Genomic DNA, 25172 nt, shown 5'->3' on the forward strand with positions numbered 1-25172 from the left:
TTGCCATGACCGCAGTCCGCCTCACCCCCGAGCTCGTCGAGCACCCCGTCGGCGCCTACGCCGCCCTGCGCTCCCGCCCCGGCCTCGGCCACGTCCTCCTGCCGGGGCTCGACACCCCCGTACGGCTGGTCACCCGCCACGAGGACGTGCGGGCCGCGCTGAGCGAGCCGCGCCTGATCCGGGACCGTTCGACGATCGCCGACTCCGACATGCCCGATCCGCAGGCCGAGTTGCTGGCGCAGGGTCTCGACGGCCTCCCGCCCGAGTACGCCCGGTACCTCTCCGGCCACCTGGCCCTCTTCGACGGGGATGAGCACACCCGCCGCCGCAACCCCCTCACCCGCGCCTTCACCGCCCGTCGGGTGGCCGCACTGCGCCCCTTCGTCGAGAAGACGGCGCAGGAGCTGATCGAGGCCCTCGCCGAGCGCGAACAGGCCGATCTGCTGGGCGAGTTCGCCTATCCGCTGAGCACGGCCGTGATCTGCGCTCTGGTCGGCGTGGACGCGGCCGACCAGGACAAGGTGTGCGGATGGATCCGGGACTTCGCCTACGGCGACGGCAGCCGCGTCCTGGAAGGGCTCGGCGGTGTGGTGGAGTACACGAAGGATCTGGTCGCCCGGCGCCGGGCCGTGCCCGCCGATGACCTGGTGTCGGCGCTGCTGGCGGACGGCGGCATGACCGACGACGAGATCGTCACCGTCTTCTTCCTGCTGATCAACACCGGTATCACCCCGCCCGCCCTGTTCCTGGCCCATGCCGCCCTCGCCCTGCTGGACCACCCGGACCAGCTGGAACGGCTGCGCGCCGAGCCGGAGCTGCTCGGCCGCGCGGTCCCCGAACTCCTGCGGTACGTCACGCTGGTGCGCATGGGCGCCACGCTGTACGCCACCGAGGACTTCGTGTTCGCCGGCACACCGCTGGTGAAGGGCGAGGCGGTGACGGTGGCCCTGTTCGCCGCGGACCACGACCCGGCCGTGTACGACGCCCCCGAACGCCTCGACGTGACACGCGAGTTCGGCCGCGGCGACGGTCACCTCGCCTTCGGGCACGGCCCGCACTACTGCATCGGCGCGGCGCTCGGCCGACTGGTGACCGGTGTCGTCTTCGAGGAGCTTCTCGTGAACCGGCCCACGGCACCGGCGTTGGCCGTGGACCGCGCCGACCTCCGCTTCGGGCACTGGCCCGGTGACGGCTTCCACCTGCTGGGCCTGCCGGTCAGGCTGTGAGCCTGCTTCGCACCAGGCCGAGCGCGGCCTCGCGCAGCCCGTCGTCGTCCAGGGCGGCGTACGTGGACACCGCGTCCTCGTATGCCGCCTTGTCGGCGTTCGCGGCGTCCTCGCGGGCGCGGGCCGAGGACATCGTGGGCTGGAAGCTGCGCAGATACCGGAACCGCTCGGCGAGCGCGATCAGCCGAACGCCGCCCGCGTCCCCCTTCGCCAGATCGGCCGTGCCGAGCGCGAGCAGCAGCGCGCCGCACAGTGGGAAGTAGGCCGGCTGGACGGCCGGCGAGCGGGTCAGCAGGCTCGTGAGGCGGTCGGGCAAGGCGGCGAGGAGGTGTGCCACAAGGTCCGCCCGGCCGTACCGGGCGTGTGCGGTCACGGCGACCGACTGGAGCTCCGGCCCCCAGGCCTCCATCACGGGTTCACCGCCGGGTACCGAGTGCGCGACGTGCGCCAGCCGGTCCAGGGTCCGGCGCCACAGGCCCAGTCCCGTCTCGATGTCGCCGCGCGCGAGCGCCATCTCGGCGCGGGCGCCCAGGTCGGGGGTGAACGGGTCGGACGCGGCGCTCTCGCGCTGGTACCGCAGCGCCTGCTCCAGCCAGTGTTCCGCCTCGTCGAGGTCCCCGGCCTGCAGGCTGGCCAGCATGATCCCCCAGCGCAGGCCGATCGAGTCGGTCCACTCGCCGTACTCCTCCAGGGCTTCGAGCGCGGCCTTCATGGGCCCGATCGACTCGGCACCGCGCTCCATCTGCAGGCACAGTTCGGCGAACCGGGCCCTCGGCCAGATCCGGAGCACCGGGATGTCCTGGTCGCCGACCGCGTCGAGCATCCGGCGGGCGGCCGTGACGGCCCGGTCGGGTTGCCGGTCGTGCTCCCACACGTAGCTGGCGGCACCGTTGGCGATGCCCGCGAGCAGCGGCTCGTCGCTGTCGCACAGCGCGTCGAGAGTGCCGCGGCCGCCGGGTGCGAGTATCTCCGGCAGGGCGCTCAGCACCGTCGCCACGGCCCGGACCACGGTGTCCGGCGGGGCGGGCGGCAGGCGGCGCAGCGCGACGAGGGTGCGCGGAGCGCCGGGGCCGAGGCCGAGGAAGGAGTTGGCGGTCAGCAGGGCGGTGGCGGTGCGGGCCGGTTCGACGTACTCGGGGCCCGGACGGTAGTGGGAGAGCAGCGGCGCGGTGTCCGCCATGAGGGCCATCAGCCGGGCGTAGTGGGTACTGGCCTCGGTGGACCACAGGCTCCCCAGCACGGCCGTGACCGCGGCGACGGTGTCCGAGTCCGCGAGTGCGAGGGCCAGCCGCAGGGCGTGCACGAGGTTGTCCTGCTCGGCGCGGATCGGATGCCAGGACGCGAACGGGTCGGTACCGAAGGGAGCGTCGTGGTGGGCGACCCCGAAGTCCCGTGCCCAGCCCAGGAAGCGCTCGGTGACCGCCGCCTCCTCACCGGCCCGCTCCCGATGCGCCGCCGCGAACTCCCGCACGGTCTCCAGCATCCGGAAGCGGGTTCCGTGCGGGGTGTCGGTCACCTTGAGCAGGGACTGGTCGACGAGGTCCTCGAGGACCTCCAAGGCGTCGAAGTCGTCGAGGAGTTGTTCCGCCGCCTCGGCGGTGAAGCCGGCCGGGAAGACCGACAGGGCACGCAAGGCGGCCTGCCCCGGCTCCTCGAGGAGGTTCCAGCTCCAGTCGACGACGGCGTGCAGGGTGCGATGGCGGTGGGGGGCGTCCCGGGGGCCGCCGCGCAGCAGGGCGAAGCGGTCCTCCAGGCGGCGGGCGATCTCCGGGACCGACAGCACGCGGACCCGGGCGGCGGCGAGTTCGGTGGCGAGCGGCAGGCCGTCGAGGCGGTGGCAGAGGGCGGCCACGGTGTCGGCGGGCAGGTCGGCGTCGGGGCGGGCGGCTCGGGCACGCTGCTCGAACAGCTCGACGGTGGTGGCGAGGTCGAGTTCGGGCAGGGGGTAGACGGTCTCGGAGGACAGGCCGAGCGGGGCGCGGCTGGTGGTGAGGACGCGCAGGTCCCGCGTCCTCGACACGAGTCCCTGTACGAGGTCGGCGACGCCCTGGACGACCTGCTCGCAGTTGTCCAGGACGAGCAGCGCGGGCCCGGAGCCCAGCACTCCCAGGATGCCGGCGATCAGGTCGCCCCCCGCGGCGGGCCGCAGCCCCTCGCCGACGCCCAGCGCGGAGGCGACCTCGGGGGCGACGTCGGCGTCCTGGCGGACACCGGCGAGCGGCACCAGGTGGACGACCCGCTGCTCGGCGTCCCGGGCGACGGCGCTCGCGAGCCGTGTCTTGCCCAGACCGCCGGGGCCGACGACCGAGGTGACGCGGGCGCTGTGCAGCAGCCGCCGCACGGCCTCGACGTCGGCGTCCCGGCCGAGCAGCGGGTTGGGTTCGTGCGGTACGCCGCGCCGCACGGCCGGTGCCTCGCCGCGCAGCAGTTCCTGGTGCAGCTCCTGCAGGGCGGGCCCCGGATCGGTGCCGAGCTCGTCGCGCAGACGGCGCCGGTAGGTGTCGTACGCCGCCAGCGCGGCGGCCGCTCCTGCGGTGGCCGCCTGACAGCGCATCAGCTCCAGCAGCGGCTCCTCGTCGAGCGGGTGGGCGCTCACCAGCGCGCCGAGCGGGCCGACAGCCTCCTCCCGCCGCCCCGAACGTGACAGCGAGAGCGCCCGAAGTCGCGTCAACGCCCGGTGCGTGGCGGCGAGTTCGAGACGAAGGGCCGCCACGGGATCGTCGAGGTCCTCTCCTTCCGCCGGGCCGCCGTCCCACAGGGCGAGTCCCTCCTCGGTCTCGGCGACCGCGCCGTGGTGGTCGCCGGCCCGCGCCTTCTCCGCGGCCGCGGCTGCGTGCAGCTGGACGGCCCAGGCGTCGACCTGGTCCTCGCGCAGGGCGATGCGGTAGCCGGTGGGTGTGCTCGCGATGACCTCGCCGCCCAGCAGCGAGCGGGCCCGGGAGACCAGGATCTGCAGCGCCTTGGTCGGGTTCTCCGGCTGCTCGTGCGGCCACAGCCCGTCCACGAGCCGCCCCGTGCCGCAGCCCGCCCGCGGCTCCTCGGCCAGCAGCGCGAGCAGGGCGCGCAGGCGGGGCGCGGTGATCTCCTTGCCCCGGTGGGCGACGGACGTCAGCAGCGTCAACTCGATGGTCACCCGAGCAGATTAGTCAGAACGGGTGGTCGGAGCGGGTGGTCGGAGCGGGTCGCAACGGGCGCAACCCTCTCGCAACGTTGCCTGTGCTGCCCTTGCCGCCATGTATGAGGAGACCCCGCGCGTCGAACTCACTCCCGCGGCCGCCGACCTGCTGCGCACTCTGCGCGCGACGCACGGCCCGCTGATGTTCCACCAGTCCGGCGGCTGCTGCGACGGCAGCGCACCGATGTGCTACCCGGAGGGCGAGTTCCGCACGGGCGACTCGGACGTGCTGCTCGCGGAGCTGAACGTCGAGGGGGTGGCGGAGCCGGTGACGTTCTGGATGGCGCGCAGTCAGTACGAGGCGTGGAGCCACACCCGGCTGATCGTCGACGTCGTCGAGGGCCGGGGCAGCGGCTTCTCGCTGGAGGCACCCGAGGGGGTGCGTTTCCTCACCCGTTCGCGGGTCGTCGACGCCTAGCAACCCCGCAGGTCATCGCGGTCTGGTGCACTTCCCCTGAGCCCTGGGACATTTGACGAGACATCAGGGGGGACCATGACGCGTCGTCAGAAACGGTTCGGAGCAGGCAGAGCGGCGCTCACGCTGCTCACGGCACTCAGCGCGCTGGCCGGTGCGGCCCTGATGGGGGCGGCCCCGGCCGGCGCCGCGGAGTGGGGCACCCCGATCGCGCCGGGTGTCGCGTACGACGAGTTCGACATCGCGGCGGCGAAGGGCACCACGCACGCCCACCTGCTCACCGTCGACCTGCGCAATCCGCACGTACGTCTCGATCTGCTGCATCCGGGGGCGGTGGCGGCGCGGGCGACCGTCTCGCAGCAGGCCACCGCGCAGGGTGCCGTCGCGGGCGTGAACGGCGACTTCTTCAACATCAGCGAGACCCAGCACCCGGGCGTCCAGGCGACCGGCGCGAGCGTGGGTCCGGCGATCGCGCGCGGCCGGGCGCTGAAGGCGGCGGTGCCGGACGGCCAGCGTTTCGGACCGGCGCTGCCGCCCGGCACGAGCACCGAGGACGTGCTCGGCGTGGGCGTCGACCGCAGGGCCCGGCTGGACGGCCTGAGCCTCGTCGGCTCGATCCGCACACCCGAGGGCCGGCTGCCGCTGCGCGGGCTCAACCAGTACGCGCTGCCGGTGGGCTCCATCGGGGCGTTCACCGCCGCGTGGGGCAGCGCCTCCCGGGTGCGTGCCACCTGCGGCACGGACACGGACCGGGCGGCTCCGTGCAGCACCGACACCTACGAGGTGACGGTCCGCCGCGGCCGGGTCGTGTCTACGGCCGACACCCCTGGGAGCGGGTCGATCGCCCGGGGTACCACCGTCCTCGTAGGCCGGGAGGCGGGCGCGCAGGAGCTGCGGAAGTTCTTCGCGGGCGAGGAGGTGAAGGTGCGGCACCGGCTGGTGGCGTCGGCGGCCCGGGTCCCGTACCGCTTCGCCCTCGGCGGCTATCCGGTGCTCAACGACGGAAAGCCGCTGCCCGGCCTCGACGACAGGGCCTCGGCCGTGCGGACCGCCGTGGGCATCGCGGACGGTGGCCGGCGCCTGCTGCTGCTCGCGCTGGACGGCGCGCGCGAGTTCCGCACCGGCCTGACCATCGCCGAAGTGGCCTCGGTCATGCGGGAGTTGGGCTCGGTCGACGCCTTCAGCCTGGACGGTGGCGGTTCGTCGACGCTGGTCGCCCGCGAGCCGGGAGCCGCGGCGGTCTCCGTACGCAACCACCCGTCCGACGGCGTGGAACGCCCCGTCCCGAACGGCATCGGAGTGTTCTCGGCTCCCTGACGGTCACGGTCTGAGGCTGCTGACGATGTCCGCAGTGGCCGTCAGACCGCTGCTGATGGTGGGCGCCATGCTCGTGCTGGCCAGGTAGAAGCCGAGCAGCAGGCACACCAGCGCGTGGGTGACCTTCAGCCCGCCGTTGCGCACGAAGATCACCGCCAGGATGAACAGCAGCAGCACCACAGAGATGGAAATGGCCATCGTCAACCTCCTCCGCCACGCCGCCTTGCCCGGTTCACGGCGTTCGGCCGTAAGTGTGGCGTAGCGGAGGGTTCGTCCGGGCGGCTGAGCTGTACTCCGAACGTGTGGTGTCCCGCGCGACATGCCCGGCGGTGTGCGTAGGGCAGGCCCTAGGTCGTGTCCGCAAAGTCCCGTCGTCCGCCCGGAGGGCGGGCCCCGCGGCGCCTGGTGCGTGCTCTCGGCGTGCCGGGCGGAAGCCCTCGTACTGGACGTACTTGGGCTTTCGCTCGGTGCGGCGAGAGTACGTGCCAGGCGTCGCGGGGCAGGCGGGACTTTGCGGACACGGCCTAGGCCGTCCGGTGGGCGTCGAGGAAGGCCTCCAGGCCGGCGAGGTCGTCGGTGTTGAGGAAGTCGACATCGGCGGCGAGCAGCTCGCCCCACAGGGCGTCCCGGGCGGCTCCGGCCACGTCCGGGGTGGCCCAGAAGCGCACCTTCTGCCCCCGGGAGTGCGCCGCCCGGACGATGCCGCGCAGCTTCTGCCGCTCGGCGTCCGGGAAGGCGCCCACGCCCATCCAGGTGAAGTTGAGCGTCCAGTTGTCGCTGATCAGCGAGATGAAGGAGGCGGGCGCGGTGCTGCCGAGGTCGGCGAGACGGCCGTCGTAGAAGGCCCGGCGCACGGTCTGGGCCTCCATCGGCACCCGGGCGGCGCGGTCGCCGGAGATCACGGCGGTGACCGCGCCCGGGAACACGCGGCCGTGGGCGTAGGTCGTGAACAGGTGCCTGTACCGCTTCAGGTGCCTGTCGAGTTCGAGGTACGTCGACGAGCCCTCGGTCTTGATGTCGATGAGCAGCTGGATCGGCTTGCGGTAACCCCGGTGGACCGAGCCGTGGTTGGCCCGGACGCGGGCGGCCAGCGGGTCGAGGTAGAGGGACTCCAGGGTGCGGGTGGGGTCGAGGTCCTCGGGGTCGTGGGCCACGAGGAGCTGGTCGCCGACCAGGTAGATGTCGGCCTCGACGCTGCCGAAGCGGTGGTCGAGGGCGTCGAGGAGGGGGCGCGGGTGCTCGTAGTCGTTGTGGGCGTGCGCCCGCCACAACGGGCGCGGTCCGTGCTTCTGCTCGCTCGCCGGCGCACGGGTGGCGGGCAGCGCGACTGTGCCCGCGAGGGCGGCGCCGAGGGTGGTGAGGGCTCTGCGACGGGTGGTGAGGGCCATGCTCTGCCTCCCTGACAGGGGCGATAGGGGCGTAGGGAACCGCTGCGAGTATGCGATTCCGAAGGCCACAAACAGCAGAGGCGGGCAGGGAGTTGACCGGACTGCCGTCCTGCGTTCACTTCGTCCGTGCAGGGCGCACGAAAAAGCCCGCCCCAGGTGGGGCGGGCTTTTTCGTGCGCTTCGCGCAGGTGTAGGTCAGGGAGCCTGCAGGTCGACGAGTTCGGCCAGCGCCGCACGGTGGGCGCCCGCGGTGCCGTAGGCGATCGAGTCGGCCTTGGCCCGCTTCAGATACAGATGGATCGGGTGCTCCCAGGTCATCCCGATACCGGCGTGCAGTTGCAGCGCCTCCTCGGCGGCGTGCACGGCGACCGGCGCCGCGTACGCCTGGGCGACGGCCACCGCCACGTCGACGTCCTCGCCCGTCGCGAGCGCGTCGGCGGCGGCCCGCGCTGCCGCGCGCAGGTTGACGACCTCCAGCCACAGCTGGGCGAGCCGGTGCTTGAGGGCCTGGAAGCCGCCGACGGGGCGGTTGAACTGCTTGCGGTCCTTCAGATAGCGGACCGTCTCGGTCAACGTCCATTCGGCCACCCCGAGTTGCTCGGAGGCGAGCAGCCCGGCCCCGGCGCGCAGCCCTCGCCGTACGGCGGGCTCGGCGTCCCCCAGCAGACGGCCGGCCGCACCGTCCAGAACCACGGTCGCCACCGGCCGGGTCAGGTCCAGGGACACCTGCGGGGTGACGGTCACGGCATCGGCGTCCACGGCGTACAGGCCACCGTCGTCCGCGGGCACGAGCAGCACGTCGGCGACGGCCGCGTCCGCGATGCCGGTCAACTCCCCGTGGAGGGCGCCGCCTTCATGCCGCACGACCTTGTAGGCCCCGCCGGGGACCACGCTCAGCGCGACGGCGAGGGCTCCGATCCGCCGGCCGGATGCCAGCTCGCCGAGCAGGCCCCCTTCGCCCGCGCAGGCCAGCAGAGCCTCGGTCGCGACGACGGCGCTCGTCAGGTACGGCACGGGAGCGACCGCGCGCCCCAACTCCTCCAGCACGACGGCGACTTCGCGGTGCGTGGCACCCTGGCCGCCCTTCGCCTCCGGGACCAGGAGCCCCGCCAGGCCCATACCGTCGCAGAGCGCCTTCCAGGCCGCCAGGTCGTGCGGGGCGTCCGACTCGGTGCGTGCGATGACGCCGGGGGCGTCGCAGTGGTCGGCGAGCAGATCCCGCACGGCGGCCCGCAGCGCCTCTTCCTCCTCCGAGTACAGCAGGTCGGGCTGGGTGCTCATCGGGCGAGGTCCTTCCAGGCGACGTCCTTGTCGGTGCGCGGCTCGCTGGGCAGGCCCAGAACGCGCTCGGCGACGATGTTCAGCAGGACCTCGGTGGTCCCGCCCTCGATGCTGTTGCCCTTGGAGCGGAGGTAGCGGTAGCCGGCGTCGCGGCCGACGAAGTCCACCAGCTCGGGCCGGCGCATGGTCCAGTCGTCATACAACAGGCCCTCCTCGCCGCGGAGTTCGACCTCAAGGCCGCTGATCTCCTGGTTGAGGCGGGCGAAGGCGAGCTTCATGCCGGCGCCCTCGGGGCCGGGCTGGCCCGCGACGAGCTGCTGGCGCAGCCGCTCCGCCGTGAGGCGGGAGACCTCGGTGTCCACCCACAACTTCAGCAGCCGCTGGTGCAGGTCGTGGGTGCGCAGCTCGGGGCGTTCGCGCCAGGTCTTCGAGACCGGGCCGATCATGCCGCCCTCACGGGGCAGCCGCATGCCGCCGATGGCGACGCGCTCGTTGTTCAGCGTGGTCTGCGCGACCCGCCAGCCGTCGCCGATCTCACCGAGGCGGCACGAGTCCGGGATGCGGACGTCGGTCAGGAAGACCTCGTTGAACTCGGCCTCGCCGGTGATCTGACGCAGCGGCCGGACCTCGACGCCGGGGTCGGTCATGTCGCAGAGGAAGTACGTGATGCCGGCGTGCTTGGGCACATCCGGGTCGGTGCGGGCGATGAGGATGGCCCAGCGGGAGTTGTGCGCGCCGGACGTCCACACCTTCTGCCCGTTGACGACCCATTCGTCGCCTTCACGGACGGCCCGCGTGCCCAGCGCGGCGAGGTCGGAGCCGGCGCCGGGCTCGCTGAACAGCTGGCACCAGACCTCCTCCCCCACCCACAGCGGCCGCAGATAGCGCTGCTTCTGCTCCTCGGTGCCGTACTTGAGGATGGTCGGGGCGGCCATGCCGAGCCCGATGCCATTGCGGCGCGAGTCGTTGTCGGGGGCTCCGGCAGCCTCCAGCTCGGCGTCCACGACGACCTGGAGGGAGCGCGGGGCACCCAGTCCACCGAGGCCCTCCGGATAGTGCACCCACGCCAGACCCGCGTCGAAGCGGGCGCGCAGGAATTCCAGACGGTCGGTGGTGGCCGGCGGGTGCGCGGCCAGCAACTCCGCCGTACGGCGGCGCAGTTCGGCGGCGTCGATCATGCCGCTCCTCCTTCGGTGAGTCCCGGGATCACGGCGACGCGCCCCGTGGTGACGCCGTCGGCGACCCGCTGCACGGCTGCGGCGGCCCCGCCCAGCGGTACGCGCTCGCTCACCAGCGGCTTGATCGCGCCGCGGGCGGCCAGCTCGGTGAGCTGCTCGTGGCAGTGCTGGATCAGCTTCGGGTTCTTGGTGTTGTACAGGCCCCAGTGCAGGCCGAGGATCGAGTAGTTCTTCACCAGGGCGTGGTTGAGCCCAGGGCTGGGGATCGCGCCGCTGGCGAAGCCGACGACCACGATCCGCCCCTCGAAGGCGACGACCTTGGTGGACTGGGCATAGGCCTCGCCGCCGACGGGGTCGTAGATGACGTCGGCGCCCCGGCCGCCGGTGGCTTCCTTCACGGCTGCGATGACGTCCTCGGCACGCCGGTCGATGACGACGTCGCAGCCCAGTTCCCTGGCCACGGCCGCCTTCTCGGCCCCGCCCACGACACCGACGACCCGCGCACCGGCGGCCTTGCCGAGCTGCACGGCCGCGCTGCCGACCCCTCCAGCGGCAGCGTGGACCAGCAGCGTCTCGCCGGCTTCCAGCCCGGCCCGCCGGTGCAGACCGAACCAGCCGGTCTGGTAGCCGATGTGCAGGGCGGCGGCCTCGGCGTCGTCCAGCGCGTCGGGCGCCGGCAGGAGTGCGGCGGCGTCCGCGACGGCGTACTCGGCGAAACCGCCGAACGGCAGCACGGGGTTGGCGATCACGCGGCGCCCGTCCGCGGTCTCGCCGCAGATCTCCACACCCGGCGTGAACGGCAGCGGCGGCCTGACCTGGTACTGCCCCCGGCACAGCAGCGCGTCCGGGAAGTTGATGTTCGCGGCACGCACCTTCAGCAGGACCTGGCCGTCACCGGGCGTGGGCGTCTCGATGTCCTCGAGGCGCATCACCTCGCTCGGCTCACCGTTCTCGTGCACTTGCCATGCCTGCATGCGGGGCCTCCACGGGGGACTGCTTCGTCTGACCGGGGTCGGTTTGCATACTAAGCGGTCGCTTGCCGATCAGGGAACAGTCCGCAGGGGAACAGTCGCGTCCGTCACGCTTTCCGGGGACGCGCCCGTACGTGCATACGCTCCCCCTGCGGCCCGAACAGGCTCAGGAACTCCGCCGGCCCTTCCCCCGTCGACCCGAACCAGTGCGGCACCCGCGTGTCGAACTCGGCCGCCTCTCCCGCCGCCATCACCACGTCGTGCTCGCCCAGCACGACCCGAAGCCGCCCCGACAGCACGTACAGCCACTCGTACCCCTCATGGGTGCGCGGCTCGGGCTCTTCCCTGCGCCCCGGCACCAGCACCTTGAAGGCCTGGAGGCCACCGGGCTGCCGGGTGAGCGGCCAGTAGGTGCGCCCGTGCCGGACGAGAGGCTCGGCCTTTACCCGCGGGTCCCCCACCGGGGGCGTCCCGACCAGCTCGTCCAGCGGCACCTGGTGGGCCTGCGCGATCGGCAGCAGCAGCTCCAGACTGGGCTTGCGCAGACCGGACTCCAGCCGGGACAGGGTGCTGACGGAGATACCGGTCGTCTCGGACAGCGCCGCGAGCGTCACCTCCCGGTCCTTGCGCAGCCTCCTGAGCCGTGGCCCCACTTCGGCGAGAACGTCGTCGGTACTCATGGCCATATTGCAGAATCGGCAAAGCCGTTTGTCAATCCCGCGTCTGTGGAGCGACCGTCGTCGTGGAGGTGGTCACCATGACCGAGAAGGACAACGAGCAGTACGACGTCGTAGTCGTCGGAGGCGGCGCGGCCGGCCTGTCCGCCGCCCTCGTCCTGGGCCGCGCCCGGCGCCGCACCCTGGTCGTCGACGCCGGCGAGCCACGCAACGCGCCCGCCGCCCACATGCAGGGCTATCTGTCCCGGGACGGCATGCCGCCCGCCGAGTTCCTGGCCGTCGGACGCGAGGAGATCGCGCGGTACGGCGTCGAGCTGGTCCGGGACCGGGCGGTGGACGTCTCGCGCGGCGAGGGCTTCGCGGTCGCGCTGGCGAGTGGACGGCACGTGCACGCCCGACGGCTCGTCATCGCCACCGGCCTCAAGGACGAGCTGCCGGACGTCCCCGGCGTCGCCGAGCGCTTCGGCAGGGATGTGCTGCACTGCCCGTACTGCCACGGCTGGGAGGTCCGCGACCAGGCCTTCGGCGTGCTGGCGACCACCCCGATGAGCGTGCACCAGGCCCTCATGGTGTCGCAGTGGTCGAAGGACGTGACCTTCTTCCTGCACGAGGTCGCCGAGTCCGATCTCTCGGACGACGACCTGCGCAGGCTTGCCGCGGCCGGGGTGAAGGTGGTCCCCGGCGAGGTGGCCGGGCTCGTGATCGAGGACGACCGGCTCACGGGCGTACGCCTCGCCGGGGGTACCCCCTCCGGGGAAGGCACGGCGCACGCGCGCGAGGTGCTGTTCGTCGCGCCGCGCGCGGTGCCGCAGACCGGGCTGCTGGAGAAGCTCGGCGCCGAGCTCCGGGAGACGCCCTTCGGCTCGTATCCGGTGGTCGACCCGACCGGGCTGACGTCCGTGCCGGGCGTCTGGACGGTCGGCAACGCGATGGGCTTCGCCGAGCAGGTCGTGAACGCGGCGGCGGGCGGCTACCGGGCGGGGGCCTTCATCAACGGGGAGCTGCTGATGACCGACCTGGACGCGGCCGTACCGGCGTAGAACCGCCACCGTGCGGGTGTAGAGCGCCCGCTTCCGTTGCAGCATGGCTGCATGCTGCTCACCCGGCTGGCCCGTGTGTCCCAGGAGGTCGCCGCGACCTCGGCGCGGTCCCGGAAGATCGCTCTGCTCGCGGAGCTGTTCCGGGGCGCCGAGGCGGACGACGTGCCGATCGTCATCCCGTATCTGGCGGGGCGCCTGCCACAGGGGCGGCTCGGCATCGGCTGGAAGGTGCTGAGCCGCCCGGTCGCCCCGGCCGCCGAGCCCACCCTCACCGTGCGCGAGGTGGACGCGCGCCTGACCGGGCTCGGCAAGGTGTCCGGCACGGGCTCGCAGGCCGAACGGGCCCGGCTGGTCGGCGAGTTGATGGGCACGGCCACGGAGGGCGAGCAGCGCTTCCTGCTCGGGCTGCTCACCGGCGAGGTGCGGCAGGGCGCCCTGGACGCCGTGGCGGTGGAGGGCCTGGCCCAGGCGACCGAGGCGCCGCCGGCGGACGTCCGGCGGGCGGTGATGCTCGCCGGATCGCTCCAGACGGTGGCCCAGGCCCTGCTCTCCGACGGCCCCGCCGCCCTCGCCCGCTTCCGGCTCACCGTGGGCCGCCCGGTGCTGCCGATGCTGGCGCACAGCGCCTCGTCGGTGGCGGAGGCGGTCGACAAGCTCGACGCCTGCGCGGTCGAGGAGAAACTGGACGGCATCCGCGTCCAGCTGCACCGCGACGGCGACACCGTGCGGATCTACACCCGCACCCTGGACGACATCACCGACCGCCTCCCCGAACTCACCGCGACCGCAAGGGACTTGAGAGGGGAGCGCTTCATCCTGGACGGCGAGGTCATCGCCTTCGACGACACGGGCCGCCCCCGCTCCTTCCAGGAGACCGCGGGCCGCGTCGGCTCCCGCGTGGACGTGGCGACGGCGGCGAAGGAGGTCCCCGTCTCCCCCGTCTTCTTCGACGTCCTGTCCGTCGACGACCGCGACCTGCTCGACCTGCCGTTCACCGAGCGGCACGCGGAACTGGCCCGGCTGGTCCCCGAGCCGATGCGGGTGCGCCGCACGCTGGTGTCCGGCCCCGAGGACCTCGCGCGGGCCGAGGACTTCCTGGCCGAGACCCTGAAACGCGGCCACGAGGGCGTGGTCGTCAAGGCCCTGGACGCCCCCTACAGCGCGGGCCGACGCGGCGCCTCCTGGCTGAAGGTCAAGCCCGTCCACACCCTCGACCTGGTGGTGCTGGCCGCCGAATGGGGCCACGGCCGCAGAACCGGCAAGCTCTCCAACCTCCACCTGGGGGCCCGTACGGCGGACGGCGGTTTCGCCATGCTCGGCAAGACCTTCAAGGGCATGACCGACGCGATGCTGACCTGGCAGACCGAGCGGCTCCAGGAGCTGGCCGTGGAGGCCAAGGGCTGGGGGGTGAGCGTACGCCCCGAACTCGTCGTCGAGATCGCCTACGACGGTCTGCAGCGGTCCACCCGCTACCCGGCCGGCGTCACCCTCCGCTTCGCGCGCGTGGTCCGCTACCGCGAGGACAAGAGGCCTCAGGAGGCCGACACGGTCGAGACCCTGCTCGCCGCGCACCCCGAGGTGAAGCCATGACCGCAGAGGTGAAGCCGTGACGTCGTCCCGCGGGAAGCACAGCGCGGGCCTGCTGCTCTTCCGCCACACCGACAGCGGCCTGGAAGTGTTGCTCGGCCACATGGGCGGCCCGTTCTTCGCCAAGCGCGACGCCGGGGCGTGGACGGTCCCGAAGGGCGAGTACGACCCCGAGGAGCCCGCCTGGGAGGCAGCCCGCCGCGAGTTCCGGGAGGAACTGGGGCTGGCGCCGCCCGACGGGGAGGCCGTGCCGCTCGGCGAGGTCAGGCAGTCAGGCGGCAAGATCGTCACGGTGTGGGCGGTGGAGGCCGACCTCGACCCGGCGACGGTGGTCCCCGGCACGTTCCGGATGGAGTGGCCGCCGCGCTCGGGGCAGACCCAGGACTTCCCGGAACTGGACCGGGTGGAGTGGCTGGGCGTCGACCGGGCGCGCGAGGTGATCGTCAAGGCCCAGGCCACGTTTCTCGACCGGCTGGCGGAGCACTCGGCCTGAGCGGCCGTACACGCGTTGCGGTACCCACCGCCTCGCGCGAAGGTCGAAGCATCAGCCCGCTCCCAGGAGGTCGGTCATGCCCATCGCAACGGTGAACCCGGCGAACGGCGAGACGCTCAAGACGTACGAGGCCATGGGTGCCGAGGAGATCGAGCGCCGGCTCCAGCTCGCCGAGGCCACGTTCCGCACGTACCGGATGACGAGCTTCGTCGACCGCGGGCGCCTGCTGCTCCAGGCCGCGAATCTCCTGGAACAGGACCAGCAGGACATCGCCCGGGTCATGACCACCGAGATGGGCAAGCCCATCAAGCAGGCGCGCGCGGAGGTCGCCAAGTGCGCCAAGGCGATGCGCTGGTACGCCGACCACGCCGAGGAACTGCTCGCCGACGAGGAGCCGGCCGAGTCCGACGTGAAGGACTCGGGCGCCTCCCGGGTGCGGGTGCGCTATCGCCCGCTGGGCCCGGTGCTCGCGGTGATGCCGTGGAACTTCCCCCTGTGGCAGGTGGTCCGCTTCGCGGCCCCGGCGCTGATGGCGGGCAACGTCGGCCTGCTGAAGCACGCTTCGAACGTTCCCCAGACCGCCCTGTACCTGGAGGACCTGTTCCACCGCGCGGGCTACACCGAGGGCTGCTTCCAGACCCTGCTCATCGGCTCCGGACAGGTCGACGACGTCCTGCGCGACGACCGCGTCAAGGCGGCCACGCTGACCGGCAGCGAGCCGGCCGGCCGCGCGGTCGCCGCCACCGCCGGGGAGATGATCAAGAAGACGGTGCTGGAACTGGGCGGCAGCGACCCGTACGTCGTCATGCCGTCGGCCGACCTCGACCGGGCCGCGCAGATCGCGGTGACCGCGCGCGTGCAGAACACCGGGCAGTCGTGCATCGCCGCCAAGCGGTTCATCGTGCACACGGACGTCTACGACGCCTTCGCCGAACGGTTCGTCGAGGGCATGAAGGCGCTGGTGGTCGGCGACCCGATGCGGGAGGAGACGGAGGTCGGCCCGCTGTCGAGCGAGAAGGGGCGGGCCGATCTGGAGGAACTCGTCGACGACGCCCGGCGCAGTGGAGCGGCCGTGCTGTGCGGCGGTCACCAGCTCCGCAGGCCCGAACTACCGGGCTGGTACTACGCGCCCACCGTCCTCGCCGACATCACCCGCGAGATGCGGATCCACCGGGAGGAGGCGTTCGGTCCGGTGGCCACGCTGTACCGGGCGGGCGATCTGGACGAGGCGGTGCTGATCGCCAACGACTCGTCCTTCGGGCTGAGTTCGAACGTGTGGACGCGCGACGAGGCCGAGGTCGACCGGTTCGTACGGGATCTGGAGGCCGGGAGTGTGTACGTCAACGGCATGACGGCGTCCCATCCGGCGTTCCCGTTCGGCGGCGTGAAGCGGTCCGGGTACGGGCGTGAGCTGTCCGGGCACGGAATCCGCGAGTTCTGCAACATCACTACCGTTTGGCACGGTGCGTGAACGCTGCGGAGCTACGATCCCGGGTGTGAACCGCGAAGTGACTCTGCCGCTGATCGTCGATGCCCACGGGACCTTGCAGGTGGCTGCGGCCGATGTGAGCAAGTTGCTGCGCACGGTGGGTGGTCGGTGGCTGCACCTTGTCGAGGCCGGGGAGGACGGGCTCGACGAGGACACGGTGGCCGCGCTGACCATCGAGCTGGCGAAGCTTGCGGATCGGATCGATGTGGCGTGCATTGCGCACAGCAGCGGGGGCGCGCCGTAGGGCACCGGATCGGTGACGCGCCCAAGGGGCGCGGGGAACTGCGCGACCAGCCACGACGCAGCCGCAGACCGCATCGCGCAGAACCCCCCACAGCACTACCGGATCGGCATCCCCGACAACGTACGGGCGATCACCAGCCGTTGGATCTCACTCGTCCCTTCGAAGATCGTGTAGATGGCGCTGTCCCGGTGCATCCGCTCCACGGGGTACTCCCGCGTGTAGCCGTTGCCGCCCAGGATCTGTATCGCCTGCGCCGTGACCTTCTTCGCCGTCTCGCTCGCGAACAGCTTCGACATGGACCCCTCGGCCGCGGTGAACGGCTTCCCGTTGATCGCCATCCAGGACGCACGCCACACCAGCAGTCGCGCCGCGTCGATCTGCGTCGCCATCTCGGCCAGCTGGAACGCCACGCCCTGGTTGTCGATGATCGGCCGCCCGAACTGCTCGCGGGTCATCGCGTAGTCGAGGGCGACTTCGTACGCGGCACGGGCCGTACCGACGGCCATCGCACCGACGGCCGGCCGCGAAGCCTCGAACGTGGCCATCGCCGCGTTCTTCACGCGCTCGCCGCCCGCCTTGGCCCGCTCCCGAGCCCGCGCCAGCCGCTCGTCCAGCTTCTCCTTGCCGCCCAGCAGGCAGGAGCCCGGCACCCGCACGTTGTCCAGGACGACCTCGGCGGTGTGCGAGGCACGGATGCCGTGCTTCTTGAACTTCTGGCCCTGGGCCAGGCCCGGCGTGTTCGGCGGGATGATGAAGGACGCGTGGCCCTTGGAGCCCAGGTCCGGGTCGACGACCGCCACGACCACGTGGACGTTGGCGATGCCGCCGTTGGTCGCCCAGGTCTTCGTGCCGTTGATCACCCACTCGTCCTTGGCCTCGTCGTACACGGCACGCGTCCGCATCGAGGCCACGTCCGACCCGGCGTCGGGCTCGGAGGAGCAGAACGCGGCGAGCTTGACATCGTTGGCATCGCCGTACATCTGCGGCACCCAGGTGCCGATCTGCTCCTCGGTGCCGTTGGCCAGGACGCCGACGGCGGCGAGGCCGGTGCCGACGATCGACAGGGCGATGCCCGCGTCACCCCAGAACAGCTCCTCCATCGCCGTGGGGATGCCGAGACCGGTCGGGTCGAAGTACTGCTGGGCATAGAAGTCGAGCGAGTAGATGCCGACCTTCGCGGCCTCCTGGATGACCGGCCAGGGAGTCTCCTCACGCTCGTCCCATTCGGCGGCCGCGGGGCGGATCACATCGGCGGCGAAGCCGTGCAGCCAGTCCCGGACCTCCTTCTGTTCGTCGTTGAGCTCCATGGTGAACTCGGCCATGTCCCCTCCAGCGGCGTACGTGCATGCTTGATGCTTGTTACTAGCGGTAACCCTAGTTTGTTACCCGTGAGTAGGTAAAGTCAACCCGCGATGAACGATCGGCAGCCCGTTCGATGATGGAGACAGCCTGAGTGTTAGTTTGCGCAGGCGTCACCGATTCAGCAGGGGGAGAGCTCATGGACACCACACAGCGGACCGAACAGCAGCGGTCGGCCGACCGCCGTCGGCGCGAGCTGCTGGAGGCCGCCGACCGGGTGGTGCTGCGCGACGGGCCACAGGCCTCGATGAACGCGATCGCGGCCGAGGCGGGCATTACGAAGCCGATTCTGTATCGCCACTTCGGCGACAAGGGTGGACTTTACGCGGCGTTGGCCAAGCGTCACACGGATGCGCTGCTGGACTCACTCAGGGCGGCGTTGGATGCCCCTGCCGACCGGCGCGAGCGCGTCGAGGCCACGTTGGACACCTACCTCGCCGCGATTGAGGCACGGCCTCAGGTGTACCGGTTCCTGATGCATCCGGCGGAGGGCGGCCAGCCGGGCGACCCGGGCTTCGACGTCGGCAAGCACAGCGCGCCGCTGCTCCGCAGGATGGGCGAGGAACTGGCCACCGTCATCGAGGAGCGGTTGGACCTCGGGCCGGGGAGTCAGCAGCTGGCTCGGGTGTGGGGGCACGGGATCGTCGGGATGATGCACGCGGCCGGGGACTGGTGGCTGGGCGAACGGCCGTGTTCGCGTGCGCAGTTGGTGCGTAGTTTGGCCGACCTTCTGTGGGGACGGTTGGCTGCGGCCGGGGACAAGATGGGCGGTCCGGGGTTCTGAGGTTGTCATGCGGCTGCGGGCCGGTGGGGGTTGATCGCGCAGTTCCCCGCGCCCCTGAGGGCGTGACTGTCACCGGCGCCAGGACGCTCGGGCCACTTGTCGCATCAGGCGGCGGTGGCGCCAGCCCCTCACACGGTCCGCGTACACCGTGCCCTCCACGTGGTCGCACTCGTGCTGGAGGCAGCGGGCGAAGAACCCGGTGCCGTGGATCGTCAGCGGCTCCCCCGTCATCGTGAAACCCTCGACCACCGCATGGTCGTACCGCTCCGTCCCCGCCTCCAGGCCCGGCAGGGACAGGCAGCCCTCCGGGCCGCGGAGCACCACGCCGTCCGTCTCCACGAGCCGTGGGTTCACCACATGGCCCAGGTGTCGTACGTCCTCGTCGTCCGGGCAGTCGTATACGAACACCTGCCACGGCTCCCCGACCTGGTTCGCGGCGAGGCCCACACCCTCGGCCGCGTACATCGTCGCGAACAGGTCCTCCACCAGCGTCGCCAGTTCGGGGCCGAAGTCGGTGACCTCCTTGCATGGTGCGTGCAGCACCGGGTCGCCGAGCAGGGTGAGGGGACGGACGCGCCCGTGTGCGCCCGGAATGGAGCCGTTCCGCATGGCCGCAAGGGTACGGCGATTCGGGAGTGCGAATGGATCTCGATAGGCTGACCACCACCACGTTGCCGGCAGTCGGAGGCGCGGCGCGTACGCAAGGAGGATCGAGAACTGATGTCAGGGAACTCGGACCCGCTCACGCCGCGGGCCAAGCTCGCCGTGACCGCGGGCAAGGCGGTCGCGGCGGCATCGCGTGCTGCGGGGCGCGGCAGCGGTTCGGTGATCGGCGGCCGGGTGGCACTCAAGCTCGACCCCGACCTGCTCGCGCGGCTCGCGCAGAACCTGGACGTGGTCCTGGTGTCGGCGACCAACGGCAAGACCACCACGACGCGGCTCATCGCCGAGGCCCTACGGGCCGCCGGTCCCGTCGTGTCCAACGCGCTCGGCGCCAACATGCCCGCCGGCATCACCTCGGCGCTCGCGGGCAGCTCGGAAGCGCGCTACGGCGTGATCGAGGTCGACGAGAAGTACCTCGCCGGGGTCGCCCGGGACACCGACCCCAAGTGCATCGCGCTGCTCAACCTCTCCCGTGACCAGCTGGACCGCGCCGCCGAGACCCGCATGCTCGCCGAGAACTGGCGCGAGGGGCTCGCGGGTTCGAAGGCCGTGATCATCGCGAACGCCGACGACCCGCTGGTCGTGTGGGCGGCCTCCTCCTCCCCCAATGTGATCTGGGTCGCCGCCGGGCAGATGTGGAAGGACGACGCCTGGTCCTGCCCGTCGTGCGGTGGTGTGATGCGGCGGCCGGGAGACGACTGGTTCTGCGGTGAGTGCGGGTTCCGGCGGCCGACGCCCAGCTGGGCGCTCTCCGGTGACCATGTCCTCGATCCGCACGGCTCCGCCTGGCCCATTCATCTGCAGCTGCCCGGGCGCGCCAACAAGGCCAACGCCGCGTCCTCGGCCGCCGTGGCGGCTGTGTTCGGCGTGCCGCCGCAGGTCGCCCTGGAGCGGATGTACCAGGTGCAGGCCGTCGCCGGGCGCTACGACGTGGTCCAGTTCCAGGAGCGGGACCTGCGGCTGCTGCTCGCCAAGAACCCGGCCGGGTGGCTGGAGACGTTCTCCCTCATCGACCCGCCGCCGACCCCGGTGATCCTCTCGGTGAACGCGCGAGGCGCCGACGGCACGGACACCTCCTGGCTGTGGGACGTCGACTACACGCGCCTGACCGGGCACCCGATCTGTGTCATCGGCGACCGCAAGCTGGACCTCGCGGTGCGTCTGGAGGTCGCGAACCAGCAGTTCCAGGTCTGCGACAACCTCGACCAGGCCGTGCAGATGAGCCCGCCGGGCCGGATCGAGGTCATCGCCAACTACACCGCGTTCCAGGACCTGCGCCGCCGCGTCGGCAACTGAGCACGAGATTTCAGGGGACTTCAAGTGAGCGACAACCAACTGCGGGTCGTCTGGATCTACCCGGACCTGCTCAGCACCTACGGCGACCAGGGCAACGTCCTCGTCGTGGAGCGACGGGCCCGGCAGCGCGGCCTCGACGTGGCCCGCCTCGACGTGCGCAGTGACCAGCCGATCCCGACCTCCGGCGACATCTACCTGATCGGCGGCGGCGAGGACCGTCCGCAGCGGCTGGCGGCCGAGCGGCTGCGCCGGGACGGCGGTCTGCACCGGGCCGTCGAGAACGGCGCGATCGTGTTCTCCGTCTGCGCCGGCTACCAGATCCTCGGGCACGAGTTCATCAACGACCTCGGTCAGCGTGAGCCCGGCCTCGGGCTGATCGACGTGGTGTCCGTGCGCGGTGAGGGCGAGCGGTGCGTCGGTGACGTCCTCGGGGACATCGACCCGCGGCTCGGCCTGCCCCCGCTGACCGGCTTCGAGAACCACCAGGGCGTCACCCACCTCGGCCCCACCGCCCGCCCCTTCGCCCAGGTCCGCCTCGGCAACGGCAACGGAACCGGTGACGGCACGGAGGGGGCGTACAACGACACGGTCTTCGGTACGTACATGCACGGCCCGGTGCTCGCCCGGAACCCGCTCATCGCCGACCTGCTGCTGAAGCTGGCGCTCGATGTGAACGCGCTGCCGCCGACCGACGACCGCTGGTACGAGGCGCTGCGCAACGAGCGCATCGCGGCCGCGCAGCAGCCGGCGTGACCACAGCCGTGCTGCAGCCTGCGTGAACACCGTCGGGCGACAGCCCGCCCGACGGCTCGTTTCTCTCGATTCCAGTCTGCAGTCACCAGCCCGTCTGACGGGCCGTCCGCACAGGTGAGCGGGGTCGTCCAGCAGGCGGACGCGTGCTTCGGCCCCGCCCCCTGATGCCGCTAGGGTGGCGGGGATTCGAGCCGGACAGCGTGGTCCGGTCCCGGCCCACGTTGAGAAGGTTTTTCGGGCTATGCGCATTGGTGTCCTCACGTCCGGCGGCGACTGCCCCGGCCTGAACGCCGTCATCCGGTCCGTCGTGCACCGTGCCGTCGTCGACCACGGCGACGAGGTCATCGGGTTCCGGGACGGCTGGAAGGGCCTCCTGGAGTGCGACTACCTCAAGCTCGACCTCGACGCGGTGGGTGGCATCCTCGCCCGCGGCGGCACGATCCTCGGTTCCTCCCGGGTCCAGCCCTCCCATCTGCGGGACGGTGTGGAGCGGGCCAAGGGCCATGTCGAGGAGCTCGGCCTCGACGCGATCATCCCGATCGGCGGCGAGGGCACGCTGAAGGCCGCCCGGCTGATGTCGGACAGCGGTCTGCCCGTCGTGGGTGTGCCGAAGACCATCGACAACGACATCGCGGTCACGGACGTCACCTTCGGCTTCGACACGGCCGTGGGTGTGGCCACCGAGGCCCTGGACCGGCTCAAGACCACCGCCGAGTCCCACCAGCGGGTGCTGGTCGTCGAGGTCATGGGACGGCACACCGGCTGGATCGCGCTGCACTCCGGCATGGCGGCCGGCGCGCACGCCATCGTCGTACCGGAACGGCCCTTCGACATCGAGGAGTTGGCTCGACGGGTCGGCGAGCGGTTCGACGCGGGCAAGCGGTTCGCGATCGTCGTCGCCGCGGAGGGGGCCAAGCCTGCTCCCGGCACGATGGCCTTCGACGAGGGCGGCAAGGACGTCTACGGGCACGAGCGCTTCGCCGGGATCGCGCGCCAGCTGTCGATCGAGCTGGAGCAGCGGCTGGGCAAGGAGGCGCGGCCGGTCATCCTCGGGCATGTACAGCGGGGCGGTACGCCCACCGCGTACGACCGGGTGCTCGCCACGCGGTTCGGGTGGCACGCGGTCGAGGCCGTGCACCGTGGGGAGTTCGGCCACATGACGGCGCTGCGCGGGACCGACATCGTGATGGTGCCGCTGGCGGAGGCCGTGGAGACGCTGAAGACGGTTCCCGTGGAGCGGTACGAAGAGGCCGAGTGCGTCCTCTAGATCACGTCGTATAGATCACGTCGTACAGGGCTGAACAGTCTGCCCCCGGCCGCAGCTGCGGCCGGGGGCAGTTCTAGTCTGTGTGCGGACAGACTTGCACAACCCCCACGAATCAGGAGCCGCCGGAATGGATCACAGCGGGCACGGCATGACCATGGATCTGCCGCCGTTCACGCTGGGGCGGGGTCTTCAGTGGTCGGCCGACCCGTTCTTCCTCGTCGCCTGCCTGGTGGGGCTCGCGCTGTACGCGTGGGGGGTCGTGCGGCTGCGGCGGCGTGGGGACGCGTGGTCCGCCGGGCGGACCGTCTCGTACGTCGTCGGGGTGCTGTCCGTGATGCTCGTCATGTGCACCGGGCTGAACGACTACGGCATGGTCATGTTCAGCGTGCACATGGTGCAGCACATGGTGATCAGCATGCTGTCGCCGATCCTGATCCTGCTCGGCGCCCCGATGACACTGGCGCTGCGCGCGCTGCCGCCCGCAGGGCGGGGGCGCAAGGGGCCGCGGGAGTGGTTGCTGGCCCTGCTGCACAGCCGGTACATGCGGATCATCACGCATCCGGCGTTCACCATTCCGCTGTTCATCGCCAGCCTGTACGCGCTGTACTTCACGCCGCTCTTCGATTTCCTGATGGGCTCCAAGACCGGGCACATCGCGATGATGGTGCACTTCCTCGCCGTGGGTGTGGTGTTCTTCTGGCCGATCATCGGCGTGGATCCCGGTCCCCATCGGCCGGGGTATCTGATGCGGATGCTGGAGCTGTTCGCGGGTATGCCGTTCCACGCGTTCTTCGGTATCGCGTTGATGATGGCGTCGGAGCCGATGGTCGAGACGTTCAAGAACCCGCCCGCCTCGCTCGGCATCGACGCGCTCTCCGACCAGAACGCGGCCGGCGGCATCGCCTGGGCGTTCAGTGAGATTCCGTCCGTGCTGGTGCTGATCGCGCTGCTGTTCCAGTGGTACGGCTCGGAGCAGCGACAGGCCAGGCGCAAGGACCGGGCCGCCGACCGGGACGGCGACAAGGAACTCGAGGCGTACAACGCCTATTTGGCCTCATTGAACGCACGCGGAAACTGAGGAAACCGAAAGGCTTCGCCTTTCAGTAGCATGAAGCGCGTCGGGGGAACCGCCGGGGGGAGCGGTAATGACGCTTCGCGTTTTCGTACACAGGGCCGGAAAATCGGCGATTCGGAGGATCGCCGTCCTTTTGGTCTTCGTTCTGATGCTCAGTGGGTGCGATCGGGACGCACCGTCGCTCGTGGTGAGGGCGGTGGCCTCAGGGGTGCCGTCGCTCGCGCCCTTCTTCGACGAGAGCCAGAGGCTGGGGCGGGACCAGCAGCTCAGGGCGCAGACGGCGCACGGCGGTCTGCAGCAGGGCGACACTCCTGGTCTCTACGGGGGTTCCAAGCAGCCGACGATCTGTGACGTCGTACGGCTCAAGGAGTTCCTCACCGATCCCGCCCATGAGCACAAGGCACAGGCCTGGGCAACGGCGCTCTCGATCACCACGGCCGAGATTCCGGATTATCTCGATGGCCTCACGCCCGTACTCCTGCGTCACGACACGCTCGTGAAGAATCACGACTACAAGAAGGGCAAGGCCGCCCCCTTCAACACGCTGCTTCAGACGGGAATCGCCATTCTCGTCGATGCGGAAGGTCTTCCCGCCGTGAAGTGCTCGTGCGGAAATCCGCTGCGGCCCTTCGAGGGTGACACGACCCGGATAAAGGTCGAATTCGACGACCGCAACGAGGAGTGGAAGGGGTACGAAAAGGCTTCCGTGGTGGCTGTGCGGCCCGCTGCGCGGGAAGTGGAGCGACTCGCTCTCGTCGATGTCCATGAGCCGGACCGGGGCATCAACCGTCCCGTCGGCACCACGGGCGAGGACGACACCGCGTTCGACACGCGCGAGCGGCGCTCGGTGCCGCACCTCGCCGGGACGACGTTCGGGCAGGCCGGTCGGCGGCTGGCCGACAAGGGGCTCGCGGTCGCCTTCGACGGCGGGGGGATGCCGCCGGACGGCGCCCGGGTCACGGCGTCCGATCCACCGGCCGGGACCGAGCTGCGGTTCGGGGAGTACGTGACGTTGAGCGTGGCCGGGGGCAGCGCCTCCGGTGACACGTCCGGTGCCACATCCGGCGGGACGTCCACTCCCCCGGGCTCGGGGACGTCGCAGCCGATTGAGAATCCGTCGACCCCGACCCCGACCCCGACGCCGCCGCCGTCCACGTCCTCGCCACCGACGTCCTCGTCGCCGTCCACCTCGACGCCCCCGCCCCCGTCCTCCGGCCCGGGTACGACAAGCCCCGGTGCCACGAGCGGGCCCCCGTCCTCGGGCCCGCCGTCCTCCGTACCGCCCTCCTCGAACCCGCCGCCCACCTCCACCCCGCCCCCGTCGACCAAGGACCCCACGTCCAGCTCACCGCCCCCGCCCGTGACCAGCTCACCACCGCAGACCACGAGCTCGCCCCCGACCGGCGCCCCGTCCACCGGCGAGCCCACCGCGCGCACGAACGCATAGCACCACGCAGCGCCCCGCAGAACGCAGAACGCAGAACCCGGGAGTCA

At 71.5% G+C, this 25172-nt stretch carries 23 protein-coding genes; 14 read left to right on the forward strand and 9 right to left on the reverse strand.

The window, feature by feature from the left end:
• Positions 1-5 precede the first annotated feature (5 nt).
• On the forward strand, positions 6-1226 hold the full coding sequence (locus tag PBV52_RS06085; RefSeq protein WP_274237247.1) for a cytochrome P450: 1221 nt from the start codon (positions 6-8) through the stop codon (positions 1224-1226).
• On the opposite strand, the gene PBV52_RS06090 is transcribed toward PBV52_RS06085, so the two are convergent.
• Positions 1216-4359: a BTAD domain-containing putative transcriptional regulator gene (locus tag PBV52_RS06090; RefSeq protein ID WP_274237248.1), complete on the reverse strand. Its 3144-nt coding sequence runs from the start codon at positions 4357-4359 to the stop codon at positions 1216-1218. The two genes, PBV52_RS06085 and PBV52_RS06090, sit on opposite strands and share 11 nt — an antisense overlap.
• 100 nt (positions 4360-4459) lie before the next feature.
• Here PBV52_RS06090 and PBV52_RS06095 point away from each other — a divergent pair, with 100 nt between their 5' ends.
• Positions 4460-4819, forward strand: a complete 360-nt coding sequence (locus PBV52_RS06095) for a DUF779 domain-containing protein (protein ID WP_274237249.1) — start codon at positions 4460-4462, stop codon at positions 4817-4819.
• 75 nt (positions 4820-4894) lie between these two features.
• Positions 4895-6133, forward strand: coding sequence for a phosphodiester glycosidase family protein (locus tag PBV52_RS06100; protein WP_274237250.1), 1239 nt, complete (start codon positions 4895-4897; stop codon positions 6131-6133).
• Between the two features lie 3 nt (positions 6134-6136).
• Here PBV52_RS06100 and PBV52_RS06105 read toward each other — a convergent pair whose 3' ends face one another.
• From PBV52_RS06105 to PBV52_RS06130, 6 genes are all read right to left on the reverse strand, one after another.
• Complete coding sequence (locus PBV52_RS06105) at positions 6137-6331, reverse strand: hypothetical protein (RefSeq protein ID WP_274237251.1); 195 nt, start codon at positions 6329-6331, stop codon at positions 6137-6139.
• A gap of 326 nt (positions 6332-6657) precedes the next feature.
• Complete coding sequence (locus PBV52_RS06110; RefSeq protein WP_274237252.1) at positions 6658-7521, reverse strand: phosphatidylinositol-specific phospholipase C/glycerophosphodiester phosphodiesterase family protein; 864 nt, start codon at positions 7519-7521, stop codon at positions 6658-6660.
• 195 nt (positions 7522-7716) lie between these two features.
• Positions 7717-8802, reverse strand: coding sequence for an acyl-CoA dehydrogenase family protein (locus PBV52_RS06115; RefSeq protein ID WP_274237253.1), 1086 nt, complete (start codon positions 8800-8802; stop codon positions 7717-7719).
• Positions 8799-9980, reverse strand: coding sequence for an acyl-CoA dehydrogenase family protein (locus PBV52_RS06120; protein ID WP_274237254.1), 1182 nt, complete (start codon positions 9978-9980; stop codon positions 8799-8801). Before PBV52_RS06120 ends, PBV52_RS06115 begins: the two co-directional genes overlap by 4 nt.
• A complete protein-coding gene (locus PBV52_RS06125) occupies positions 9977-10954 on the reverse strand; it encodes an NADPH:quinone oxidoreductase family protein (protein WP_274237255.1) in 978 nt (325 codons plus the stop codon). The genes PBV52_RS06120 and PBV52_RS06125 overlap by 4 nt, the downstream gene beginning before the upstream one ends.
• A gap of 104 nt (positions 10955-11058) precedes the next feature.
• Positions 11059-11631, reverse strand: a complete 573-nt coding sequence (locus PBV52_RS06130; protein ID WP_274237256.1) for a helix-turn-helix domain-containing protein — start codon at positions 11629-11631, stop codon at positions 11059-11061.
• A 77-nt stretch (positions 11632-11708) separates the two neighbouring features.
• Here PBV52_RS06130 and PBV52_RS06135 point away from each other — a divergent pair, with 77 nt between their 5' ends.
• The 5 genes from PBV52_RS06135 to PBV52_RS06155 all read left to right on the forward strand — a co-directional run bounded on the left by PBV52_RS06135 (position 11709) and on the right by PBV52_RS06155 (position 16481).
• Positions 11709-12668: an NAD(P)/FAD-dependent oxidoreductase gene (locus tag PBV52_RS06135; protein ID WP_274237257.1), complete on the forward strand. Its 960-nt coding sequence runs from the start codon at positions 11709-11711 to the stop codon at positions 12666-12668.
• A 51-nt stretch (positions 12669-12719) separates the two neighbouring features.
• Positions 12720-14258: an ATP-dependent DNA ligase gene (locus tag PBV52_RS06140; RefSeq protein ID WP_274237258.1), complete on the forward strand. Its 1539-nt coding sequence runs from the start codon at positions 12720-12722 to the stop codon at positions 14256-14258.
• A 16-nt stretch (positions 14259-14274) separates the two neighbouring features.
• On the forward strand, positions 14275-14748 hold the full coding sequence (locus tag PBV52_RS06145) for an NUDIX domain-containing protein (RefSeq protein ID WP_274237259.1): 474 nt from the start codon (positions 14275-14277) through the stop codon (positions 14746-14748).
• Between the two features lie 76 nt (positions 14749-14824).
• The gene (locus PBV52_RS06150) at positions 14825-16219 is read left to right on the forward strand and encodes an NADP-dependent succinic semialdehyde dehydrogenase (RefSeq protein WP_274237260.1); all 1395 of its coding nucleotides are present in this window, start codon (positions 14825-14827) and stop codon (positions 16217-16219) included.
• 25 nt (positions 16220-16244) lie between these two features.
• Positions 16245-16481, forward strand: coding sequence for a DUF6213 family protein (locus PBV52_RS06155; protein ID WP_274237261.1), 237 nt, complete (start codon positions 16245-16247; stop codon positions 16479-16481).
• Positions 16482-16576: 95 nt separating this feature from the next.
• Here the strand turns inward: PBV52_RS06155 and PBV52_RS06160 are convergent, their stop codons facing one another.
• Complete coding sequence (locus PBV52_RS06160; RefSeq protein ID WP_274237262.1) at positions 16577-17803, reverse strand: acyl-CoA dehydrogenase family protein; 1227 nt, start codon at positions 17801-17803, stop codon at positions 16577-16579.
• 176 nt (positions 17804-17979) lie between these two features.
• Between PBV52_RS06160 and PBV52_RS06165 the strand changes: the two genes are divergently transcribed.
• Positions 17980-18624 (forward strand): TetR family transcriptional regulator, encoded by a 645-nt coding sequence (locus tag PBV52_RS06165; protein WP_274237263.1) that lies wholly within the window; start codon positions 17980-17982, stop codon positions 18622-18624.
• Between the two features lie 69 nt (positions 18625-18693).
• On the opposite strand, the gene def is transcribed toward PBV52_RS06165, so the two are convergent.
• Complete coding sequence (gene def, locus PBV52_RS06170; protein WP_274237265.1) at positions 18694-19233, reverse strand: peptide deformylase; 540 nt, start codon at positions 19231-19233, stop codon at positions 18694-18696.
• Positions 19234-19344: 111 nt separating this feature from the next.
• Here def and PBV52_RS06175 point away from each other — a divergent pair, with 111 nt between their 5' ends.
• The 5 genes from PBV52_RS06175 (at position 19345) to PBV52_RS06195 (ending at position 25125) form a co-directional block, all read left to right on the forward strand.
• Positions 19345-20583, forward strand: a complete 1239-nt coding sequence (locus tag PBV52_RS06175; RefSeq protein WP_274237266.1) for a MurT ligase domain-containing protein — start codon at positions 19345-19347, stop codon at positions 20581-20583.
• A 24-nt stretch (positions 20584-20607) separates the two neighbouring features.
• The gene (locus PBV52_RS06180; RefSeq protein ID WP_274237267.1) at positions 20608-21336 is read left to right on the forward strand and encodes a type 1 glutamine amidotransferase; all 729 of its coding nucleotides are present in this window, start codon (positions 20608-20610) and stop codon (positions 21334-21336) included.
• A gap of 241 nt (positions 21337-21577) precedes the next feature.
• Entirely contained in the window at positions 21578-22603 is a 1026-nt protein-coding gene (locus PBV52_RS06185; RefSeq protein ID WP_274237268.1) for a 6-phosphofructokinase, read from the forward strand.
• 127 nt (positions 22604-22730) lie between these two features.
• The gene (locus PBV52_RS06190; protein WP_274237269.1) at positions 22731-23681 is read left to right on the forward strand and encodes a cytochrome c oxidase assembly protein; all 951 of its coding nucleotides are present in this window, start codon (positions 22731-22733) and stop codon (positions 23679-23681) included.
• A 193-nt stretch (positions 23682-23874) separates the two neighbouring features.
• Entirely contained in the window at positions 23875-25125 is a 1251-nt protein-coding gene (locus tag PBV52_RS06195) for a PASTA domain-containing protein (RefSeq protein WP_306801422.1), read from the forward strand.
• Positions 25126-25172 lie beyond the last annotated feature (47 nt).

Source organism: Streptomyces sp. T12 (assembly GCF_028736035.1).
Lineage (GTDB): Bacteria > Actinomycetota > Actinomycetes > Streptomycetales > Streptomycetaceae > Streptomyces.

Bases quoted from the DNA above. Each gene is read 5' to 3' on its own strand.
- PBV52_RS06085 (WP_274237247.1), top strand. From the start codon at position 6: ATGACCGCAGTCCGCCTCACCCCCGAGCTCGTCGAGCACCCCGTCGGC.
- PBV52_RS06095 (WP_274237249.1), top strand. From the start codon at position 4,460: ATGTATGAGGAGACCCCGCGCGTCGAACTCACTCCCGCGGCCGCCGAC.
- PBV52_RS06100 (WP_274237250.1), top strand. From the start codon at position 4,895: ATGACGCGTCGTCAGAAACGGTTCGGAGCAGGCAGAGCGGCGCTCACG.
- PBV52_RS06105 (WP_274237251.1), bottom strand. From the start codon at position 6,331: ATGGCCATTTCCATCTCTGTGGTGCTGCTGCTGTTCATCCTGGCGGTG.
- PBV52_RS06110 (WP_274237252.1), bottom strand. From the start codon at position 7,521: ATGGCCCTCACCACCCGTCGCAGAGCCCTCACCACCCTCGGCGCCGCC.
- PBV52_RS06115 (WP_274237253.1), bottom strand. From the start codon at position 8,802: ATGAGCACCCAGCCCGACCTGCTGTACTCGGAGGAGGAAGAGGCGCTG.
- PBV52_RS06120 (WP_274237254.1), bottom strand. From the start codon at position 9,980: ATGATCGACGCCGCCGAACTGCGCCGCCGTACGGCGGAGTTGCTGGCC.
- PBV52_RS06125 (WP_274237255.1), bottom strand. From the start codon at position 10,954: ATGCAGGCATGGCAAGTGCACGAGAACGGTGAGCCGAGCGAGGTGATG.
- PBV52_RS06130 (WP_274237256.1), bottom strand. From the start codon at position 11,631: ATGAGTACCGACGACGTTCTCGCCGAAGTGGGGCCACGGCTCAGGAGG.
- PBV52_RS06135 (WP_274237257.1), top strand. From the start codon at position 11,709: ATGACCGAGAAGGACAACGAGCAGTACGACGTCGTAGTCGTCGGAGGC.
- PBV52_RS06140 (WP_274237258.1), top strand. From the start codon at position 12,720: ATGCTGCTCACCCGGCTGGCCCGTGTGTCCCAGGAGGTCGCCGCGACC.
- PBV52_RS06150 (WP_274237260.1), top strand. From the start codon at position 14,825: ATGCCCATCGCAACGGTGAACCCGGCGAACGGCGAGACGCTCAAGACG.
- PBV52_RS06160 (WP_274237262.1), bottom strand. From the start codon at position 17,803: ATGGCCGAGTTCACCATGGAGCTCAACGACGAACAGAAGGAGGTCCGG.
- PBV52_RS06165 (WP_274237263.1), top strand. From the start codon at position 17,980: ATGGACACCACACAGCGGACCGAACAGCAGCGGTCGGCCGACCGCCGT.
- def (WP_274237265.1), bottom strand. From the start codon at position 19,233: ATGCGGAACGGCTCCATTCCGGGCGCACACGGGCGCGTCCGTCCCCTC.
- PBV52_RS06175 (WP_274237266.1), top strand. From the start codon at position 19,345: ATGTCAGGGAACTCGGACCCGCTCACGCCGCGGGCCAAGCTCGCCGTG.
- PBV52_RS06185 (WP_274237268.1), top strand. From the start codon at position 21,578: ATGCGCATTGGTGTCCTCACGTCCGGCGGCGACTGCCCCGGCCTGAAC.
- PBV52_RS06190 (WP_274237269.1), top strand. From the start codon at position 22,731: ATGGATCACAGCGGGCACGGCATGACCATGGATCTGCCGCCGTTCACG.